A 21006-nucleotide genomic window follows, 5' to 3' on the forward strand; every position below is an offset into this window, starting at 1 on the left:
TAGATCTTACACCTGAACCAGAGTATGAAGAAGAAGAAGCCACAGCTGAACAACTATTGAGATTAGAACAATTAGAAAAACAAATTCAAGAATTAGAAACAAAATCATCACAAGCAGAACCACTCTCTTAATAATTGCACGTAACAATCCCTAAAGTAAAGAAATCAAAAAAAAATTAAAAATACAGAAAAATACTCATAAAAAATAGAATATAGACATAGAAATATATTTTATTTTAGAATCTTACAGAATTATGTCTGTTCTGTTTTCCATACTTGATTGAATTTTTTGATAGCCTCTTGGTATGCCATTATGGAATCATCTCCTGATGTCTTGAGAAATTTTTCCCATTGTTCATTGAATTTTTTTATTGACTCAATATTGGTTTCCTTAAAAATATTTTCAACCATCTTAGTTTGTTGTTTAATATATTCAGGACCAATTTCTTTCCATGTATTCTCCCAACTTGAACTAACCTTTTTTAATAATTCGGAATCGGATTCAACAGCTTTTTGGCAAGCCTCATGATATGTCATCAAAGTTTCATTTGTAGCCTTTTGCCATTGTGCCAAGGATTCCTTCCAACCATTTAGTGCAGCATTGTAATCTTTCCAAGCCTTGTCAAATTCTGTTTTATTTGATAAAGATTTAACCTGTTTTTTTGGTTTAGAATTTATTTTCGCTGGTTTCTTTACAATCCTACTTTTTTTCTTGGTAGTCATATTCTAGTTTAAAAATAGTAGATGTTAAATCTTTCAATCATTTTGAGATTTGAAACAATTACCTTGCTAAAATTTAGATGCTTTATGAAAATTGGGTAAATGTTTTTCATCCTTATTTTTAAATAATTTATAATGATTTGTGCATAAATTTCTGGTTTCTCTAAAACTAATTTTTACTGTCTCTATTGCTTTTTCTTTACATTCGGAAATACTGCACTTCAATATGATAACTAGTAATAACTGCTAATAAAACTTTAAAATAATGTAATTACCTATGCTAACTTTTTATGATTGCATTATGTCAAAAAATCATGAATGATGATGATAAAGGAAAACGATTCCTAGAATTAATTGATGATGAAAATAATGTTAAATGGAATATTGTTGTAAAATTATCCTCACTTATTAATTCAAAATGGATCTCTACAGATTTAAAAAATGAACTTGAATTATTAGTAGAAAAACATTCTAAAATTACCAAAGAACTTAACAGTCTTGATGATAATAGCAGTATTTTATAATGCAGAATCTACCATTAAGGCAATAAACAATACTGCCAAATAAGGACTAGAAAATTTAAACAGAGTCCATGCTGCTTTTTCCATCGGCTTGATAATCACCCATATTGATAAGCCTATCATTAACACTCCTGATGCAATTGCTGTCCATAGATATACATCACCTACCATCTTATCTCCATTTTCAGTTGTTAAGAAAAATGGTACAATTGAAAATAATACCATCACAACAGTTGAACCTGCAATTGCTCTTGCTGAAGTCTTTTCAGATTGAACTGCTGTTAACATTGGAACATTTACTTTGTTATAATCATCTTTGAAATGTAACGTCAAAGCCCAAATATGCATTGGGATCCAAATAAACACTAATCCTGCCATTGCAAGACCCATCGTCCATAAATCTGACATACTTACAGCCACCCATCCAATCATTGGTGGTGAACCGCCACATAATCCACCTAAAATTATGTTTGTTCTTGAATTTCGTTTTAAAACATATGAATAAACTATGATGTTATTGACTAATCCAAATGCAATGAATGCTGTTGCCCATGCACCTTGTTCTAATGTAGTAGTAAATGATATTCCAAATGCTAAAACCAATGATATTCCAGACAATACTAAACCAAAATTTCTGGCTTTAACAGCAGGATAGATTCTCTTTGATGGGAGAGGTCTACCTTTTGTACGCTCCATTATTGCATCAATATCTCTATCGTGATAGTTTGTTAATGTATTAGCAGCTGCTGAGCCTGCTGCAACTGAAAATAACATCAAAGCCCAAGTTGCAGGTAGAATCTCAATATTATAAATATTGGATGCGGTTAATGCAGCACCAAATGCAGTAAATACAAGTAAATACCAAATTTTTGGTTTCGTTAATTCATAGTATACTGCAACACGTGATTCTGACTTCTGTTTTTGCAACATTATTCACTACCCATTGATGGCATATATGGCATTGCTTTCATTCGTGACTTCATCTCAATAAAAGATTCTGAAGACTGAATACCTTCAATTCTACCAATTTTCTCAGAGACCAATTTATGCATCTGATCTAATGATTTTGCATACATCGTTACCAATATGTCAAACCTACCTGTAACCTCTGCCACTTCACGTACTCCATCAATCTTAAATAATTCTTCAATTATATGATCGCGTTTTTTTGTATCCATATTAATCCCTGTCAAAGCTTTGACAGTATAACCAAGCTCATTATCATTCACAATAATTGTAAAACGTTCAATTAATTTTCTTTTTAGTAGTCTTTTGATTCTTGAATACACAACAGATGAATTAATGTTGATCTTTTTTGATAAACGAGGAATAGAAATTGATGCATCTTCAGATAATTCTGATAAAATTTGTAAATCCAATTCATCAACTTTTACCGTTTAAAACACCTAAGTCGATCTAGATTTCTGGATCTTATAAAGTTATTATTGAAAAAATTGCAATAAATAATCTAAATCTTGCCTTTTTTATATAACATCTCAGCTAACAAAACTGCTCCTTTAGCAGAACCCATTTTTTTGTTGTGTGAGAATAACATGTATTTGAGTCCATTATCAAACAGTTCCTCCTTCTCAACTCTTCCAATTGTTGTAGTCATTCCATCACCAACAGTTCTTTCCATTCTTGGTTGTGGTCTTGTAGGATCCTCGTGGAATGCATAGTAGTTTTCAGGAGCTGATGGTAATCCTAATACAGAAATATCCTTGTTGCATTGGTTGTAGATTTCTCTTGCTTTTACAGGATCTATTTGTTTAGTTGTTTCAACAAAAACAGATTCAGTATGTCCATCTATTACAGGTACTCTAGTACAAGTACAGCTAACTCTGATATCGGCATCCTCTATTTTTCCATCCTTTAGTTTGCCTAAGATCTTTCTTGTTTCTATCCTTACTTTTCCTTCCTCTTTTGGAATGTATGGAATTATGTTATCCGTAATTCCCATTGCGGATACCCCTGATTTCCCACCTCCTGATATTGCTTGCATTGAAGTCATCATAACTTTCTTTGCTCCAAATTTTTCAAGTAATGGTTTTAATGTAATTGCTAAACCTGTCGTAGTACAGTTTGGTAATGGTGCTACCCATCCCTTCCAGTTTCTATTTTTCTTTTGAATTTCAAGTAATTCAGTTTGTTCATCATTAATTCCTGGAATAAGTATCGGTACGTCTTCTTCATATCTATAAGCAGAACTAGTTGAAATCACTGGTAAATCTGCAGCCATTTTTGTCTCAATATCTCTAGCAGCTTCTGATTCAACTGCAGAAAATATCAAGTCTAATTGAGAAACATCTAATTCATCAATTGATTTGACCGTCATGTCTTTGATATATTCAGGGATTTCACCTCCAACATCCCATGACACAATTCCACTTGAATCCTTAATTGCTTCGAGGTATTTTTTACCAGCAGATCGCTCAGATGCTGCAATTTGAGTTACTTGAAACCATGGATGATTATTTAATGACTGGACGAATTCTTGCCCTACAGCACCTGTAACGCCAATAATTGCAACTCTTTTCTTACCCATAATTTATGGATTAATTGCTTTCAATTAATAATCGTTTTCTGATTTATCACAACATACTAAATCAGCAAATTCTATATGGAACTGTGAAAATAAGACCAAAATCATCCATTATTAGACATATTCCAGTGATTCATGGTGGAAAAGACCATTTGATAAAACCCGATGTCATAGATTTTAGTTCTAATATTACACCAATAGGAGTCCCAAAATCAGTTAAAACCATTCTTAAAAAAAATCTTGACAATATTCAAAGATATCCTGATTATAACTCATCCAAAGTAATTTCAAGCCTAACAAAATACATCAAATTGGATAAGAGATATCTGCTGGTTGGAAATGGTGCGATCGAAATAATCTATAATTTTTGTTTTGCTTTTTTATCTAAAAATACCAAAGTACTGATCCCAGTTCCTACTTTTCAAGAATATGAACTAGCAGCAAAATTAAACAATTGTAAAGTTTCATATTTCACAACAATGAATCTATCAGAAAATTTAGATCAATTTCTTTCAAAAATACCAAAACAAGGATGTGTGTTTCTTTGCAATCCCAATAATCCTACAGGAAAACTTTTATCAAAAAATCAAATATTAGTTATTATTAAAACAGCAAAAAATCTATCTTCAATTGTATTTATTGATGAATGTTTTATTGAAATGGTTCCAGATTCTAATCAATCTACAATATCGTATGTCAAAAAATATGATAATGTTTTTGTTTTACGCTCATTGACAAAATCTTTTGGATTAGCTGGCATAAGAATTGGTTATGCTGCATCTTCTAAACAAATGATTGAAATCCTACAAAAAATAAAAATTCCTTGGAGTGTAAATTCTTTAGCACAAGATGCAGCAAGTATAGCACTAAAAAATAAATCCCATATCAAAAAATCAAATTATGTAATTAAAAAAGAATTAAATTATTTGATGAACGCTATTTCTCAATTGAATGGATTTAATTGCTATGACTCCACCACAAATTTTATTTTAATCAAAACAAAACATAATTCAACTAAATTACAACAAAAATTGCTTAAACATAAAATCTTAATTCGTGACTGTAAAAATTTTAGAGGTCTAGATAATCATCATATTCGAATTGCAGTCAAATCACATAAAGATAATTTAAAACTTGTAAGGGCATTGGAGAAAATTAAATGAAATCTTTAATGATTCAAGGTACATCGTCTGGTGCTGGAAAAACTACTTTAGTTGCAGCTCTTTGTAGAATTTTTTCCGATAAAGGTTATCGTGTTGCACCCTTCAAATCTCAAAACATGTCAAATTTTGTATATACTGCACCTAAATTTGAGATTTCTCGTGCACAAGCTATACAGGCTATTGGTGCACGATGTGATATCACATCTGATTTGAATCCAATTTTGCTTAAACCTGTAGGAAACTACAATAGCCTTGTGTATCTAAATGGAAAACTTTACAAGAAAATGTATGCAAAAGACTATTATGAAAAATTTGTAAACAGTCAAGGAATTAAAATTGCTTCAAAATCTCTAAAAATTTTACAGACTAATTTTGATTTGGTAATTTTAGAGGGAGCAGGATCTCCTGCTGAGATTAATTTACAAAAATTTGATATTGCGAATATGAAAATTGCACAAAAAGCAAGTGCATCTGTTATACTGGTATCTGATATTGATAAAGGTGGCTCATTTGCTAGCCTAGTTGGAACAATGGCTCTAATTGAAAAGAAATATCAAAAACTTGTAAAAGGATTTGTATTTAACAAATTTAGAGGTGATACTAACATGTTAAAAACAGGATTTAATAAACTCAAGAAAATTACCAATGTTCCTGTTTTAGGTGTTATTCCTTTAGTGCCATTGAATTTACCTGAAGAAGATTCTTTTAATGCAAAACCTAGAAACATGGCTTGGAACAAAAAAAATATCTTAAAAATTGATGATGAACTAAACAGATTGGCAGAAACTGTGAAATCATCTATTGATATTAAATCAATTGAGAAGATGTTGAAATGATTTTTGAATCATTACTTGTTATTGGGATTGCTCTTATTGTTGATTTTATATTTGGCGATCCTAAAAATAAATACCATCCAACAGCTTGGATTGGACTATTTATTGCAGCCTTAGTACCTTTTACAAAAAATAAAAATTCTACTATAGAAAAACTTGGTGGAATTATAATTATAGTTAGTATTTCAAGCGTTGTAATCTTACCTCTTTTGAGTTTTGAATATGTAATATCTCTGCTTACAATTGATTATGTTTCAATAATTATATCCATAGTGATTGGTGGATTATTGCTAAAAACTACAATTGCTATACGCGGAATGGAAAATCATGCCAAAACAGTATTGATGTGTCTTGATAGTGATAATTTAGAGAAGGCAAGAACAAATCTTTCAATGATCGTAAAGAGAAATACTAAAAATTTGGACAAAAATCACATTATTTCAGGCGTGTTAGAGAGTATCAGCGAAAATACTGTAGATGGTGTTACTGGACCTTTGTTCTATTATGCGTTTTTTGGGTTACCTGGTGCATTTGTATATCGTGTAATTAATACTGCAGATTCAATGATTGGATACAAAACTAATATTTTCAAAAATATTGGTTGGTTTGCTGCTTCATGTGATACTATCTTGAATTACATTCCATCTAGATTAACAGGATTAATCATGATAATTTCAGCTGCAATTCTACAAAATAATTGGAAGGAGTCTTACAGAGTAATGATTAGAGATGGTAAAAAAACCGAAAGTCCAAATGCAGGTTATCCTATGGCTGCATTAGCAGGAGCTCTTGAAACAAGATTTGAAAAGATTAATCACTATAATTTAGGCGATGGCAAAGTAACTCTGACAAATAATCAAGTTTACTTGGCAATTAGAATAATGAAACTTACTTCAATACTTTTTGTTGGAATGGTGACTATTCCTATAATTTTTATTTTAACACTTGTTGGATGGTGGATTCATGTTTAAAGAAATTGGATCTGTTTTTTCTTTTCTAACTATCATCCCATCTTCAAATGCAACATTAGAAAACATTGCAAAATACATGTATTTTTTTCCTATTGTAGGAATTACAATAGGGATTTTAGTAGGCTCATTTGGTTTTGGATTATCTTTTTTCTTAGATCCATTAATAGTTAGTTTGTTAGTTGTAGCATCTATTGCAATCATCACTGGAATTCATCATACAGATGGTTTGGCAGATTTTGCAGATGGATTGATGGTGAAAGGAACCAAAGATAAAAAACTTAACGCAATGAAAGATCTCTCTACTGGTTCTGCAGGAATCGTTGCAATTGTTTTGTATATTGTTAGCTTGATAATCACAATTTCTCTTACTACTGGATTTGATTTGTTTAAAGCAATCGTGATTAGCGAAATTTTATCAAAATTTTCAATGGTATTAATGGCAAGCTTAGGTAATTCTGCATCTTTGGGATCAAATTCACCTTTTGTGATATTTATGAAAGATAAGAAAAAACTTACAATCGCTTTCATCATTATGATTATTCCTGTTATTGTTATTGGTGAAACTACTGGGTTAGTGATGCTTGGCGTGGCTTTTACTCTTACAATATTTCTCTTATCATTGTCAACTCGTAGTTTTGGAGGAATAACAGGAGATGTGCTTGGTGCTACTAATGAATTGACAAGACTTGCTTCATTGATGGTATTTGTTTCTTTATGATTGGTCTAATAATGGCAGGTGGTAAAGGCACTCGCATGAACTTACCTGACGAAAAACTATTACTCCGATACAAAAAACCATTAATTCTTCATGTAGTTGATTCATTAAAAAATTCAAACTGTTTTTCAAAAATTTTAGCAATTACCAGTTATAATGCCCCTAAAACAAAAAAATTTCTAGAAGAAACTAATATTGAAACTTTTGATACTCCTGGAAATGGTTATGTAGAAGATCTGAATTCAGTGCTCAAAACTATTGATGATGATATTTTAGTTACATCTGGTGATTTACCATTATTGGATGAAAATATTATTCAAAGAATTGTTGATCAATATGATCCTAAAAAAATTTGGACCAGTATCGTCATAACTAACAAATTTTTAACTTCACTTGGACTTGAGTCTAATTATTCAGTAAAGTTTAATGATCAAATTTGCAATTATACTGGAATTTCTCTAGTTAATTCAAAAAAAATCTTATCCTATGAACATTTGGATGAAGATTATATGATATTTGATGATAAAAGAATTGCATTTAATCTAAACTCAAAACAGGATTATGACCTACTCAGCACTACCTGATACTTTGCCATTTATCTGAGCCTTTGAACCTGTTGCTTGTGAAATTGTGTTGCCACATGAATTACATGCTACTTGTGTTGATGTATGAGAATAAACTACCTGTACCTCTCCACATTCATTACAATTAACTTTTTGAAATTTGCTTGATGGCTTTGGGATTTCAATATGATCTTTCTTCATGCTGCTACCAACTCAAATTTCTTAATTCTAATACCTGGTTTATTGTATTTCTTCTTACAAACAGTACATGTCATAATAGGAGTAACTTTCTTTGTAACTTTAGCAGGTTTTGCAAGTTTTGGGAATTTCTGTCCACCATATCCTTTTTTACGTTCTGCATGTCTACGTTCACCTCTTGCAGAACCACGTCTTTTCCCTGCCTTGTAAATGGAGACCTTTTGTTCAGTATGTGTTTTACATTTTGCACAATACTTTCTGATCACCTTAGGAATGTTCATATCAACAAAACCTACTCAACCGTAATTTAAGCATTGAATCTATAATAGGTACAAAATATAATTAGAAATCGTGACTTCGAGCCTGGCAAATTCGATCTCCTCATTAAATTCTGTAGCAATGGGTGACAAAAAAGCCGATCTAGTTTTGAAAAACTGTAATTTGCTATCTGTGTATACTAGAGAAATAATTCCCAAAACTCAGATTGCAATTTTTAATGATAGAATTGCATATGTTGGTTCGGATGCATCACACACACTTGGTCCAAAAACAAGAATAATTGATGTAAATAACAAATATGTTGGTCCCGGCTTTGCAGATCCTCACTTACACATTGATCAATTTGTATTACCATCTGAATTTGCAAAAAAGGCTTTACTCTGCGGTGTCACTTCGCTATTCTCTGATCCTATTGATGTTGTTAGTGTTGGAGGGTACAAAGGTTTTCAAGAATTTCTTAAACTTGGAGAAAACCTTCCAATACGAATTTTTCAAGTAGTTCCAGGTGGTCTACCAGTTGATGCAAAATTTAGCAACAGTAACTCATTGTCATTATCACAAGAAAAATTGGCAATAAAACATCCACATGTTCTTGGCTTGGGAGAAGTTTTTTCTTGGACTAAAGTGACTCTTCGTGAACCTAAAACAATGAAGTCTCTTGCAGCAATGTTAGAATGTGATTGTATAATTAATGGACATACTGCAGGTGCTGCAGATAAAAAACTTAATGCATATGTTTCATCTGGTATACTTTCCTGTCACGAACCAATAAATTTTGATCAAGTTTTAGAGAGATTACGTCTTGGAATGTGGATTATGATTAGGGAAGGCTCTATCAGACGTGATTTACAGGAAATCATTCCACGTGTTTTATCTAATGGAACTTATCTTAATCGCTTAATGTTTTGTTCAGATGGTCTTGATCCACTTGACATGACAAAATTCGGTCATATTGATCATTGTATAAGAGAATCAATCAAACTTGGTTTAAAACCAATAGATGCGATAACTATGGCATCTACAAATAATTTTGATTATTATAATATGGGAAAAGATCTTGGTGGAATTGCTCCTGGGAAATTAGCTGATATTTTAATTTTTGATGATTTAAAGTCATTCAAGCCAAGCCAAGTATTTGTTGGCGGTAAACTTATAGTTTCGAATGGAAGTATCATTATCCCTATCAAGAAAAAACCTATTCCAAAATGGATCAAAAAAACTGTTAAACTAAAAAAATTCACAAAAAATGATTTTCTTATTAAATCAAAAAAGAAAGATGTTCTTGCAAATACTATTTTTATGGAAACTGAAATTATTACTAAAATAAGTTCTGTACAGCTACAATCAGTGGATGATCATGTCTCTGCATCTTTAGATTCTGATGTGTGGAAGGTTGCAGCATTTGATAGAATTCATGGATCAAACCGTCATGCTATTGGATTTCTTGAAAATTTTGGTGCCAATATTGGCGCATTTGCATCCACTTGGAGTTTTCATGAAAATGATTTGATAGTAATTGGATCAAATGATTCTGATATGGCAATTGCATCTAATCATATTATAAAGAATCAAGGTGGGCTTGTTGTAGTAAAACATGGAAAAATCCTTGCTTCTTTACCATTACAATTTGCAGGAATTGTTTCAACGGATTCTTTTGAGAATGTATCTCTTAATTTTGAAAAAATAAATAATTCTATTGTGGATTCTGGTTGTACTTTTTCTAGACCTCATTTGATTCCATTATTCCTGCCATTTTTGGCTCTTCCATCTGTTAGAATTCTCTCAAGTGGAATTATTGATGTGAAAAAACGAAATTACATCTCACCGATCAACTAAGTAATGTTAAAAAGGGGGAATCGGAGAACTGTAGCTGAATCTAAATGGCATCAATTCAACAAGGACCAAATGGACCTGTATTGGTTCTCAAAGAGAGTGCATTACAACAGAAAGGTAAAGATGCTCAACAAAATAATATTGCAGCAGCAAAATTGGTTGCACAATTGGTCAGAAGTAGTCTTGGACCTAGAGGCCTTGATAAAATGTTAGTTGATTCATTAGGTGATGTTACTATAACTAATGATGGTGCAACCATCTTAAAAGAAATTGATGTTCAGCATCCTGCAGCTAAAATGATGGTTGAAATTTCAAAAACAGTTGATAGTGAAGTAGGTGATGGTACGACTTCATCTGTTATTTTTGGAGGTGCATTGTTGGCAAGAGCAGAAGATCTACTAAACAAAGATGTTCATTCTTCAACTATAATTGATGGCTATCAAGCAGCAGCAGATAAAACTCTTGAAATTTACTCACAATTATCAAAGAAAATACAACCTAATGATAGGGAATCTCTTCTAAAAATTGCAATGACCAGTATGCAATCAAAATTAATTTCTGAAGATAGTGATTCTTTGTCAAAAATTATAGTTGATGCAATCCTCAGTATTGCAACGAAGAAGGGTGACAAATATTCTGTTGATCTTGAAAATATTAAAGTAGAAAAGAAAGCAGGTGGTTCAATCCAAGATACACAAATTGTTAAAGGTATTGTTTTGGACAAAGAGGTTGTTCATAGTGGAATGCCTACTAAAATTGAGAAAGCAAAAATTGCATTAATTAACGCTGCATTAGAAATTGAAAAAACTGAAATGAGTGCAGAAATTAGAATTACTGATCCAACTCAAATGCAGATGTTCTTAGAAGAAGAAAATAGAATGCTAAAGACAATGGTTGACAAATTACATGACCTAGGAGCTAATGTCTTGATTTGTCAAAAAGGAATTGATGATATTGCACAACACTATCTTGCAAAATATGGTATCATGGCCGTGCGTCGTGTAAAAGAGAGTGATATGATTAAACTCTCCAAAGCTACAGGTGGACGTGTAATTAGTAATCTTGATGATCTTTCAGAAAGTGATCTAGGTATTGCAGATTTGGCTCAACAAAAGAAAGTTGAATCTGATAAATGGGTTTTCATTGAAGGCTGTAAACATCCACAATCTGTAACCATGTTAATTCGTGGTGGCTCACAAAGAGTTATTGACGAAGTTGATCGTTCTATTCATGATTCTCTCATGGTAGTAAAAGATGTAATTGAAAAACCCGAAATTGTTGCAGGTGGAGGTGCTCCGGAGGCATACGCAGCATCGTTACTCAAAGATTGGGCCGATAATTTTGATGGTAGAGAACAACTTGCAATTAAAAAATATGCTGAAGCACTAGAGACAATTCCATTAACCATCGCTGAAAATGCAGGAATGGATCCTATCGATACTATGGCTAATCTTAGAGCAAAACAAAATCAAGGTCATAAATGGACTGGAATTGATGCTAGAAACATGAAGATTGCAGATATGATGGCAATTCATGTAGTAGAACCAATTGTAGTAAAAGAACAAATCGTGAAATCTGCCACAGAAGCGGCGTGCATGATTCTTAGAATTGATGATGTAATAGCTGTATCTGGAGCTCCAGGTGGCGGCACGCCTGGAATGGGATAAATTTTCTTAGTTAAAGTTTAATCATAAGAATTTTTCTAAATCCTTGTTGCACAAAATTGGTATAGATTTAGGTGGTACTAAAATAGAAGCTGTACTACTAGATGAAAATCTTGATGTTTTAGAAAAAAAAAGAATTCCAACACCTCAAAATAATTATCAAGAAATTCTTAATACTCTTTCTTCTCTTGTTTTGGATCTTTCTTCAAACATCTCTGATTTTTCATTGGGCATTTGTACCCCAGGTACAATTTCCAAACAAACTGGATTGATCAAAAATAGTAACACGCAATGTTTGATTGGAAAATCATTAAAAGAAGATTTAGAAAATAAATTAAAAAAAAAAATTTCCATGGAAAATGATGCTAATTGTTTTACCATGGCAGAAGCTACAATGGGTGTAGCTATGGAATTTAGTTTAGTTTTTGGTGTGATTATGGGTACTGGTGTTGGAGGTGGAATTGTAATTGATAAAAAACTCTATCTTGGAAGAACTAACATTGCAGGCGAGTGGGGTCATCACGTATTACATCACGATGGTAATTTATGTTATTGTGGAAAAATGGGATGTGTGGAAACTTACATCAGTGGACCATCGTTGGAAAGAAGATGGACTGAAATGACTGGAAAATCTCAAACTCTTTCAGAAATCATATTTGATGTTGATACAGATGTTGGACAAAGATGGAAAGATGAATTTATAGAAAATTTTGGATTTGGTCTATCAAATGTAATTGATATCCTAGATCCTGACGCAATTGTTTTAGGTGGTGGTTTGTCAAATATTGATTTTTTGTATACTGATGGAAAAGAATCAATTTACAACAAAGTATTCTCAGATATGGTGGATACACCTATTCTGAAAAATAAACTGGGTGATTCTGCTGGGGTTTTTGGTGCATGTATGCTTTGATCTTTTTCATTTTGTGATATATTCATACATACCTACTTAATATAACCGTAAAAATCATTACATTTTTGTTTGATTGAAATATAAACTATAGAGAAATACACTTACAGCATTAGAATTTAATTTGGACATCCTTCCATTTTTGAAATGGAATAGCCATCTGTCATTATTTCAATTTCCATATCTTCTGGAACTGATTGTGTGTGACAAAACTTACATTCATTTGTAGTAACTATGACAGACTCTTCTCCGATAGATTTAAGCCACTCTTTTGCAAATGTAATTGCTTTTTCTGGATCACTTTTATCAGTCACTACATCAAAATGCATCGTATGTCCATCTTTTGCTTTTACATATGTATCAAAAACATGAAAATCCATAATCATCATAAGTTACTGGGGATATTTATTTTTAAAATCTTCTCAATAATCTTATTCACATCAGTATCTAACTCGCTGCTTATCAAAATTAATTTTGCTCCACCAAGAAACAGTTACTAGATAAATTTTAATATTTTGTTAATGCAAAAATTGACTTTCCAATTTTATTTGTATCATTTTTTAATATGTGTAGATCATCTATAAACTGACTATAATGAAGATATCTAAATTTTCTCTCTTGATAAATATCTTTAACACTGTTCTAATTTCTTACATAATTCGATAAAATCATACTCAAATATAACAAATATTCCTATCATGTTTTAAAATCTAACCATAGATTTTTTCATATCCTATATAGTTGCTATTGTGGTTCAATTGTTGCTGGAGGCTTACTTGAAATAGTATACGTGACCCAAGTAACATCCTCAATTTCGTTTGTTATTCTATTACTCATTTTTTCTAACAATTCATGTGATAATCTAGTCCAATCCGCAGTCATTGCATCCACAGAATCCACAACTCTAATCATAACTATGTTTCCGTATCTACGCTCATCTCCTACAACCCCTACTGCTCTGTCATCACCTACTGCTGCATATGCTTGCCATACTTTTTCATACAAATCAGCTTCCATTAATTCATCTTCAACAATTTTACTTGCTATTTTTGAAATATTTAGTTTTGTTGGAGTAACTTCTCCAATTATTCTAACCGCAAGACCTGGACCTGGAAATGGATGTCGCATGAAAAGTTTTTCTGGAACTCCAAGAATTTTTGCAATCTCTCTTACTTCATCTTTATATAACTCTCTTAATGGTTCTAATATTTCTAAATTGAGCCAATCTGGTAATCCTCCGACATTATGATGTGATTTTATTACTGAAGCAGGACCTTTTGAAACTCCGCTTTCAATAACATCCGGGTATAGTGTACCTTGAGCAAGCCATTTGAAGGGACCATTAGTTTCAGCAAATTTAGAAAAAACATGAATAAATTCTTCTCCTACTATCTTTCTTTTTCTTTCAGGATCTTCTATACCCTTGAGTTTTCCAAGAAATTCATCTACTGCGTTGATTGATGTAAAATCTACTTTAAAATTATCTTTAAACATCTCCTCAATTTCTTTTTCTTCATTTAGTCTTAACAAACCATTATTTACAAAAACACATTTGAGTCTGTTTCCAATTGCTTTATGAATAAGTAATGCAACCACTGTAGAATCAATTCCGCCACTCACTCCACAAAGTACATTACCATTTATTTTTGAAATTTTTTCTACAGCTGAATCTATGAACCCTTTCATAGTCCAATCTTGTTTTGCTCTACAAACTTTTAAAACAAAATTCTTAAGAATTTCAGTACCTTGTTCCGTGTGTACAACTTCTGGATGAAATTGAATTCCATAAATTGATTTTTCTTCTGATGCAATTGCAGCTGCTTTTGCATTTTCAGTATGTCCTATTACTTTGAATCCTTCTGGAATTTGTTCTGCTTCGTCACCATGACTCATCCATGCCCTAATCGATTTACTAACACCATTAAGCAAATCTTTATCATTGTCAATTGTAAGTAAAGACGAACCATATTCTTTGTTTGCTCTTTTCACTTTACCTCCAAATTTATTTACAATTAATTGATGTCCATAACAGATTCCAAGCAATGGTAAATTCATCTCAAATATTTTATCTTCTGGATTTGGAGCATCTATATTATAAACACTTGATGGCCCCCCAGAAAAAATTATTCCAGTAGGTTTGAGTTTTTGCAATTCATCATAACTAATATCATAAGGAACTAGTTCTGCATAAACAGAAAATTCTCTTATTCTTCTACAGATCAAATGGCTATATTGTGAACCAAAATCTAAAACTATAATCTTGTCCATATTCTTACTTGTTTATGTTTTCGAGCATACGTGTTAATGACCAGCCTGCTGTGTTGATTAACTCATTTACTCTTTCTTTCTGTCTATAATTTCTAATAATAATCTCTCTGATATTAACCCCATTTTTATTTACAATGTAATCAATTACTCTTTCTTTTTGAATTCTCCCATTTTCTGCTTCAGCAAAGTCTTTCTTTTTCATCTCTCCAATTATTCTATCCAAAAAAAATGATTTGAAAGGAGGTGTATCTGCATTAATTTCAATTTCATTATCTAAAACTATGGAAACTTGATCTGGTGTGACAAATGCTTTAGCTATAATCTTTCCATCATTTACCCTTTTAATTGGAATTGATTTTTCTACAGGAATTGATTTTTCTACATTTTTTTCAATAGATTCTATTTTTACTTCGCCTTCTTTAATCTCTAGTTGAGAAGCTTTTTTGAAACTAGATCCCTTTAGGAACAGATCTAAAACTGTAATGTTTTTCTCAAGCATCTCTATGGATTCATGATGTTTATCAATCTGATCCATTAAACTTTCTTTCAATGCGACAATATCTTTTACTTGCTCTTCTGAGAATCTCATATCTTATTTAATCAAGGATGGGTATTAAATGCATTCTAGGTAATTATAATATCTAATTCCTTGTATGATATTTTTTTAAATCCTTTAATTGGTTTTGATGTCGTGAATAATTCAGATTTTGTAATAGTTGAAAGCCATTCTAAAAGCGATTTTCCTCTTTTTAATTTCTTTAATTTCATTTTCCTTTCTGATTTCTTTGTTTTTGAAAATTTTCCTATCTGATCTCCAAAATCCATTCCAAATAAAATAATTCTTTTTGCATTATAATGACTTGCCAAAAAAACTCCTCTATCACCATCTGTAAATCCTCCAAAATTATGTATTTTATCAAACGGAATTGATTGAGTTGTTCCAAGACAATTTTTTATTTTTTTTACAAATTCTAATTTTTCTATATTATCTCCATGTGCATGTACAACAAAAATAGATTTTGTTTTTGCCATTTTTTTAAGTGTATTTTCGTCACCATCTAGATCTGTTATAATGATGTCTGGGATGATTCCATTTTCCACAAGTGGTTTAATTGAACTGTCTGCAGCAATTTTTATTGATTTTTTATAATTTTTTAATTTGGGAATTGCACTAGATAATGAAGGTCCTGAACCTATAACTAACACTATCTTATTCTTAACTAGATTCATAATCTTTTCATTAATGTCTGATTTTTTTAAAATTGAATTCAAAATAATAGCTGATTCTCTATCTCTTTTTTCATCATATGTAAATTCTTTTAAAATATCTGAATATCTCTTTTTCCAACCTAGAAGCATGATATGACTCAAATTGCATGACTTTCTGATAAACAATGTGGCTAAAATTGCAAATGTAACAGTTGGGAGCAAGTACCCTGTACGTATTATGGGTATTCTAAACACTAGCCCTGAATCATTTTTCAAAAAGTCTGTTAACACTAGCAAAATTTCTATAAAAAATACCGTAAAACAGATGGAAGATGAAGGTGCAGATTTTATTGATATTGGTGGAATGTCAACTGCTCCTTATCTGTCTACACTAGTATCAGAAAATGTTGAATCAAAAAGGATTTTAAATGCAATAAAAATAATCCAAAATTACACAAACCTTCCAATTTCTGTTGATACATGTAGATCTAAAGTTGCTAAAGATGCTTTAGAATTTGGTGTCGAAATTATCAATGATATTTCAGGACTAAAATATGATGTTGAAATGCAACAAGTTATTTCAGAGTACAAACCATCTGTAATTTTATGTGCGTTTGATTCTAAAGCTATTTTTGGTAATTCTGTTTATACTACCAAAAAACTTCTTAACGCAAGTTTGAAAATAGCAAAAAAATCATGCATTCCATCTGAAAAAATTGTATTGGATCCTGCTATTGGGTTTTTTAGAAAAATTGGAAAAGGTCCATTTTTTACTAAAATTAAATCAGATTATGTAAAAAGAGATCTAGACATTCTTAAAAATTTGAGTTCTATAAAGCAAAATTTTCCAATTATGATCTCCGTTTCTAATAAATCATTTATAGGAAATATTTTGAGAAAATCAAATCCCGCTGATCGCTTATTTGGCTCAATTGCTGCAGAGACTATATCTATCCTTAATGGTGCTGATATAATTCGTACTCATAATGTAGGTGCTACTAAAGATGCAGTAATGATTGCTTCACAACTATCAAAATAACACAAAGGCTTATAATCATTATTTTACTTTCTTAACGAGGTTTCATTGGAATTTAAAGAAGGCTTAACTTTTGACGACGTTCTTCTCGTACCCAAATATTCGGATATTACAAGCCGAAGCCAGACATCGCTAAATACACAACTATCTCGAAATATTTCAATTAACATTCCATTTGTGAGTGCAAATATGGATACAGTAACTGAATCCTCTATGGCTGTGACTATGGCGCGTGCTGGTGGTATAGGAATTATTCACAGATTTTTGACAATAAAAGAACAATCTAATGAAGTTCTCAAAGTAAAACGATCAGGAAGTGTAATGATAGAAAATCCTTACTCTATTTATTTAGACAAGTCTGTTCAAGATGCCCTGGATTATGCAGGAGATAAAGAAATTTCTGGTCTCTTAGTAGTTGATTCTAATTCTAAATTGGTTGGAATAATAACTGAGAGGGATTTGCTTTTTGCTGATACACATATGAAAATCAAAGACGTTATGACTAGAGATGTTGTAACTGCAAAACCTGGTGTTACATTGGATGAATCTAAAGAAATTCTTCACAAACATAGAATTGAAAAATTGCCAATTGTTGATGATTCTGGAATTATTAGGGGATTGATTACAAGTAAGGACATTACAAATAATGCAGATTTTCCAAATGCGTCTAAAGATAAGAAAGGACGACCATTAGTTGGAGCTGCAGTTGGAGTAAAAGGTGACTTTTTGGAAAGAAGTGAATCTCTTTTAGAATCAGGTGTCGATATACTTGTTGTAGATATAGCACATGGACATAGCGAAAATGCCATGAGTACAGTTCGTAATATCAAAAAAGCATTTCCTGATTGTGAATTAATTGCAGGAAATATTGCAACTGCTAATGGAGCTGAGGATTTGATTAAAGCAGGAGTTGATGCAGTAAAGGTTGGTGTAGGTTCTGGTTCAATATGTATAACCAGAGTAATTACAGGTTCTGGTGTTCCCCAATTGACAGCAGTAATGGATTGTGCAAAAATTGGTAAGGACTATGGCATCCCAATAATTTCTGATGGTGGTACTAGAACCTCTGGTGATGCTACAAAAGCTTTGGCCGCTGGTGCTTCATCTGTGATGATAGGCAGTATGTTAGGAGGAACTGATGAATCTCCTGGAACTGTTTTGACTAAAAATGGTAAAAGATTCAAAGTTTATCGAGGAATGGCATCATTAGCTGCTTCTATTGGTAGAAAATCCAAAGAAACAGGCTCAATCTCCTTAGATGATGATCTTAATGATTATGTTGCAGAAGGAGTTGAAGCCATGGTTCCTTACAAAGGAACTGTAACTGATATTCTAAAACAACTTACAGGTGGTGTTCGTTCTGGTTTAAGTTATTGTGGTGCTCATACAATACAACAAATGCAAGAAAATGCAGAATTTATCAAAATGTCAAGAGCTGGATTTGCTGAAAGTCAACCTCATGATGTTTCTTTAATGTAATCAAATAATTGTTATTCTAATTGTTAACCTATAACTTATGATTGTTATGATATGACATAGTATGACAAAAGATGTTTTATGTTCTAATTATAACATGTTTTTTCTGACAACCTGATAATTTGTTTGAATGAATCATATGGTTATTTGATAAAAATCAGATGATTAAATGCAGATAATTTTTTAAGCAGTATTAAAAGTCATTCATGTATGATGTCTAAAAGGACTATCATTGGATTGATAATTGGAAGTGCAATTATTGTAGTTGGAGGTTATTCACTAATCACACATATAGGAACAATCACAATTTATGAAAATTATTCGGTAGCCGTTGGTGATTCTATCCCTTATACAATTCCTGCACCTAAAGATACCATACAGCATATGAAAATCACGGGTGATTCTTTTGATCTTAAACTTCAAAGTCCAGGTACTGGATTCCAAATTCCAAACATGACTTCTTATAAAAACGAATTACCATTAGACTGGGTTCATGAAGCAGATGGTGAAACAAAAATACTCATTAAAAATACTGGTAATGATGAATTATTAATTACTGGAGTTTTGATTAGAAGTTCTGATCCGATATGGTTTACCTTTGATCTTATGGTGATTGTATCTGGATTGGTAATAATTGGCTTTAGTATGGGTTTTACTTTACGAAAACCAAAAGGATTTTAGCTTAATTTTGCAGATGGATACGAACCTAAAACTTTCATGAACAGTGTTTCTTGTTTTATTTTTTCTAACATTTCTGAAATTTTAGGATTATTTTGATGTCCCTCAAAATCTACATAGAAATTATACTCCCACGTATTTGATTTGGTTGGCCTTGATTCTATCTTTGTAAGATTAACATTGTTTTTGTAAAAATTCTTTATGATTCTGTATAGTGAACCTGGCTCATGTTTTATTGAAAATATTATTGATGTTTTGTCCTTGCCTGTTTTTATACTGTTTGTCTTTGATAGGATCAAAAATCGTGTATAATTATTTAGATTATTTGCAATGTTCTCTGAAATAATTGGCATTTTGTATATTCCAGCTGCATCTTTGCTGGCTATGCTTGCACAATCTTTTCTGTTTAACTCTTTTACAATTTTTACACTTCCTGAAGTATCATACGATGGAATTGTTTTCATATTATGGTCTTCGATAAATCTTCTACATTGACCTAAAGCTTGGGGATGAGAATAAACCAAGTTGACTTCCTCCAATTTACCAGTTCCAATTAAACAATGCTCAATTCTATGATATATCTCACCTGTTGCATTAAGAGATGTTGAATATAGTAAATCATAACTTTCACCAACACTTCCTTCTAATGAGTTTTCCACTGGTAAAATTGCGTATTCTGTTTTATCACTAGATGTGTTTTCTAATACTTCTGCAAATGTAGCGAGGGGTACAGTTTGAATATCTTTATTAAAAAATGATTTTGCTGCAGCTTCACTGTATGCTCCTCGTTCACCTTGGAACGAAACATGAATCATTTCTTAGTTACTCAAATTAATAAAATCCATGTTACCAAAGTTTGTAGAAAGTTTCCTTTCATCAATCCATGAACATTCTGTACATTTTATAGCGTCACGCATTGTTACAACTTTGCCACCACATTTTCTACATTTTGTGTATAAAACTCCTAAATGTGGTTCATCAATTACTGCATGAATCGTACCATTAAGATGACTTATAATTTTTAGTGTTATTATATCGTTAACCAACGCCACATTTCTGATTCGCATATTTCGTGTAGAACACACACATTCTACTTTGGATGTTGTAGGTTTTTGGTTTATGTAATCAATTGATACTGCAATCATAGATGACATAACTGCTGCTACTGTTCCAATAACAACATCTTCCACTTTAGGAATTGAAAGCATTTTAGGACTCATAATGCTGGCTGTTCGTGTTTCCTTGTCAAGGATTCTTTTGCCTACTGTTGCAGCACGAACCATATCACCATCATCAAAAGTGTTGTATCCAGCCTCATATTCCTCAATAGATGCTAATTTGTCACCTGGAAATATGATATTTTCAGACATGGTTAGATTTTTGTTTTTATGATTATAATTGTTTGTGGTCCTTAAATCTTGGTAAATC

24 protein-coding genes are annotated in these 21006 nt (G+C 31.7%); 12 read left to right on the forward strand and 12 right to left on the reverse strand.

Annotated elements, in window-relative coordinates; all coding sequences use genetic code 11:
• Positions 1–251: 251 nt before the first annotated feature.
• Positions 252–722, reverse strand: coding sequence for a hypothetical protein (locus tag OEM44_10105; GenBank protein ID MDH3517144.1), 471 nt, complete (start codon positions 720–722; stop codon positions 252–254).
• Between the two features lie 311 nt (positions 723–1033).
• On the opposite strand from OEM44_10105, the gene OEM44_10110 reads away from it, so the two are divergent.
• Positions 1034–1243, forward strand: a complete 210-nt coding sequence (locus OEM44_10110; GenBank protein ID MDH3517145.1) for a hypothetical protein — start codon at positions 1034–1036, stop codon at positions 1241–1243.
• Here the strand turns inward: OEM44_10110 and cyoE are convergent.
• The 3 genes from cyoE to asd all read right to left on the reverse strand — a co-directional run bounded on the left by cyoE (position 1238) and on the right by asd (position 3785).
• Positions 1238–2167: a heme o synthase gene (gene cyoE, locus OEM44_10115; protein MDH3517146.1), complete on the reverse strand. Its 930-nt coding sequence runs from the start codon at positions 2165–2167 to the stop codon at positions 1238–1240. The genes OEM44_10110 and cyoE overlap by 6 nt on opposite strands.
• 2 nt (positions 2168–2169) lie before the next feature.
• Entirely contained in the window at positions 2170–2619 is a 450-nt protein-coding gene (locus OEM44_10120; GenBank protein MDH3517147.1) for an Lrp/AsnC family transcriptional regulator, read from the reverse strand.
• Positions 2620–2708: 89 nt separating this feature from the next.
• Entirely contained in the window at positions 2709–3785 is a 1077-nt protein-coding gene (asd, locus tag OEM44_10125; protein MDH3517148.1) for an aspartate-semialdehyde dehydrogenase, read from the reverse strand.
• Between the two features lie 83 nt (positions 3786–3868).
• Here asd and hisC point away from each other — a divergent pair, with 83 nt between their 5' ends.
• Genes hisC through OEM44_10150 form a run of 5 tightly spaced genes read left to right on the forward strand, consistent with a single transcriptional unit; the run spans position 3869 to position 8048 of the window.
• On the forward strand, positions 3869–4945 hold the full coding sequence (hisC, locus tag OEM44_10130) for a histidinol-phosphate transaminase (protein ID MDH3517149.1): 1077 nt from the start codon (positions 3869–3871) through the stop codon (positions 4943–4945).
• Positions 4942–5781: a cobyric acid synthase gene (locus tag OEM44_10135; protein ID MDH3517150.1), complete on the forward strand. Its 840-nt coding sequence runs from the start codon at positions 4942–4944 to the stop codon at positions 5779–5781. Before hisC ends, OEM44_10135 begins: the two co-directional genes overlap by 4 nt.
• On the forward strand, positions 5778–6749 hold the full coding sequence (locus OEM44_10140) for a cobalamin biosynthesis protein (GenBank protein ID MDH3517151.1): 972 nt from the start codon (positions 5778–5780) through the stop codon (positions 6747–6749). Before OEM44_10135 ends, OEM44_10140 begins: the two co-directional genes overlap by 4 nt.
• Positions 6742–7467 carry an adenosylcobinamide-GDP ribazoletransferase gene (gene cobS, locus OEM44_10145; GenBank protein ID MDH3517152.1) on the forward strand — a complete coding sequence of 242 codons (726 nt, stop codon included), beginning with the start codon at positions 6742–6744 and terminating at the stop codon, positions 7465–7467. Before OEM44_10140 ends, cobS begins: the two co-directional genes overlap by 8 nt.
• Complete coding sequence (locus tag OEM44_10150) at positions 7464–8048, forward strand: NTP transferase domain-containing protein (protein ID MDH3517153.1); 585 nt, start codon at positions 7464–7466, stop codon at positions 8046–8048. Before cobS ends, OEM44_10150 begins: the two co-directional genes overlap by 4 nt.
• Here OEM44_10150 and OEM44_10155 read toward each other — a convergent pair.
• Together OEM44_10155 and OEM44_10160 are read right to left on the reverse strand one after the other, a co-directional pair.
• Positions 8031–8228 carry a 30S ribosomal protein S27e gene (locus tag OEM44_10155; protein MDH3517154.1) on the reverse strand — a complete coding sequence of 66 codons (198 nt, stop codon included), beginning with the start codon at positions 8226–8228 and terminating at the stop codon, positions 8031–8033. The genes OEM44_10150 and OEM44_10155 overlap by 18 nt on opposite strands.
• Positions 8225–8506 (reverse strand): 50S ribosomal protein L44e, encoded by a 282-nt coding sequence (locus OEM44_10160; protein MDH3517155.1) that lies wholly within the window; start codon positions 8504–8506, stop codon positions 8225–8227. The genes OEM44_10155 and OEM44_10160 overlap by 4 nt, the downstream gene beginning before the upstream one ends.
• Positions 8507–8624: 118 nt before the next feature.
• Here OEM44_10160 and OEM44_10165 point away from each other — a divergent pair, with 118 nt between their 5' ends.
• The 3 genes from OEM44_10165 to OEM44_10175 are packed head-to-tail and all read left to right on the forward strand — an operon-like array spanning position 8625 to position 12914.
• Entirely contained in the window at positions 8625–10340 is a 1716-nt protein-coding gene (locus OEM44_10165) for an amidohydrolase family protein (GenBank protein ID MDH3517156.1), read from the forward strand.
• A gap of 44 nt (positions 10341–10384) precedes the next feature.
• Positions 10385–12004, forward strand: coding sequence for a thermosome subunit beta (thsB, locus tag OEM44_10170; protein MDH3517157.1), 1620 nt, complete (start codon positions 10385–10387; stop codon positions 12002–12004).
• 46 nt (positions 12005–12050) lie between these two features.
• Entirely contained in the window at positions 12051–12914 is an 864-nt protein-coding gene (locus tag OEM44_10175) for an ROK family protein (protein ID MDH3517158.1), read from the forward strand.
• Positions 12915–13030: 116 nt separating this feature from the next.
• On the opposite strand, the gene OEM44_10180 is transcribed toward OEM44_10175, so the two are convergent.
• The 4 genes from OEM44_10180 to OEM44_10195 form a co-directional block, all read right to left on the reverse strand.
• The gene (locus tag OEM44_10180; GenBank protein ID MDH3517159.1) at positions 13031–13291 is read right to left on the reverse strand and encodes a DUF2024 family protein; all 261 of its coding nucleotides are present in this window, start codon (positions 13289–13291) and stop codon (positions 13031–13033) included.
• Positions 13292–13655: 364 nt separating this feature from the next.
• On the reverse strand, positions 13656–15179 hold the full coding sequence (guaA, locus tag OEM44_10185) for a glutamine-hydrolyzing GMP synthase (GenBank protein ID MDH3517160.1): 1524 nt from the start codon (positions 15177–15179) through the stop codon (positions 13656–13658).
• A 4-nt stretch (positions 15180–15183) separates the two neighbouring features.
• Positions 15184–15768: a hypothetical protein gene (locus tag OEM44_10190; protein MDH3517161.1), complete on the reverse strand. Its 585-nt coding sequence runs from the start codon at positions 15766–15768 to the stop codon at positions 15184–15186.
• Between the two features lie 35 nt (positions 15769–15803).
• A complete protein-coding gene (locus tag OEM44_10195; GenBank protein MDH3517162.1) occupies positions 15804–16541 on the reverse strand; it encodes a DUF115 domain-containing protein in 738 nt (245 codons plus the stop codon).
• A gap of 34 nt (positions 16542–16575) precedes the next feature.
• Between OEM44_10195 and folP the strand changes: the two genes are divergently transcribed.
• The 3 genes from folP (at position 16576) to OEM44_10210 (ending at position 19581) form a co-directional block, all read left to right on the forward strand.
• On the forward strand, positions 16576–17427 hold the full coding sequence (folP, locus tag OEM44_10200; GenBank protein ID MDH3517163.1) for a dihydropteroate synthase: 852 nt from the start codon (positions 16576–16578) through the stop codon (positions 17425–17427).
• Between the two features lie 45 nt (positions 17428–17472).
• Complete coding sequence (gene guaB, locus OEM44_10205; GenBank protein MDH3517164.1) at positions 17473–18903, forward strand: IMP dehydrogenase; 1431 nt, start codon at positions 17473–17475, stop codon at positions 18901–18903.
• 207 nt (positions 18904–19110) lie between these two features.
• Entirely contained in the window at positions 19111–19581 is a 471-nt protein-coding gene (locus OEM44_10210; GenBank protein ID MDH3517165.1) for a hypothetical protein, read from the forward strand.
• Here OEM44_10210 and pheA read toward each other — a convergent pair.
• Together pheA and OEM44_10220 are read right to left on the reverse strand one after the other, a co-directional pair.
• The gene (gene pheA, locus OEM44_10215; protein ID MDH3517166.1) at positions 19578–20393 is read right to left on the reverse strand and encodes a prephenate dehydratase; all 816 of its coding nucleotides are present in this window, start codon (positions 20391–20393) and stop codon (positions 19578–19580) included. The two genes, OEM44_10210 and pheA, sit on opposite strands and share 4 nt — an antisense overlap.
• A 3-nt stretch (positions 20394–20396) precedes the next feature.
• Positions 20397–20948: an exosome complex RNA-binding protein Csl4 gene (locus OEM44_10220; GenBank protein ID MDH3517167.1), complete on the reverse strand. Its 552-nt coding sequence runs from the start codon at positions 20946–20948 to the stop codon at positions 20397–20399.
• Between the last annotated feature and the right edge of the window lie 58 nt (positions 20949–21006).

The sequence above is a fragment of the Nitrosopumilus sp. genome (assembly GCA_029862745.1).
Lineage (GTDB): Archaea > Thermoproteota > Nitrososphaeria > Nitrososphaerales > Nitrosopumilaceae > Nitrosopumilus.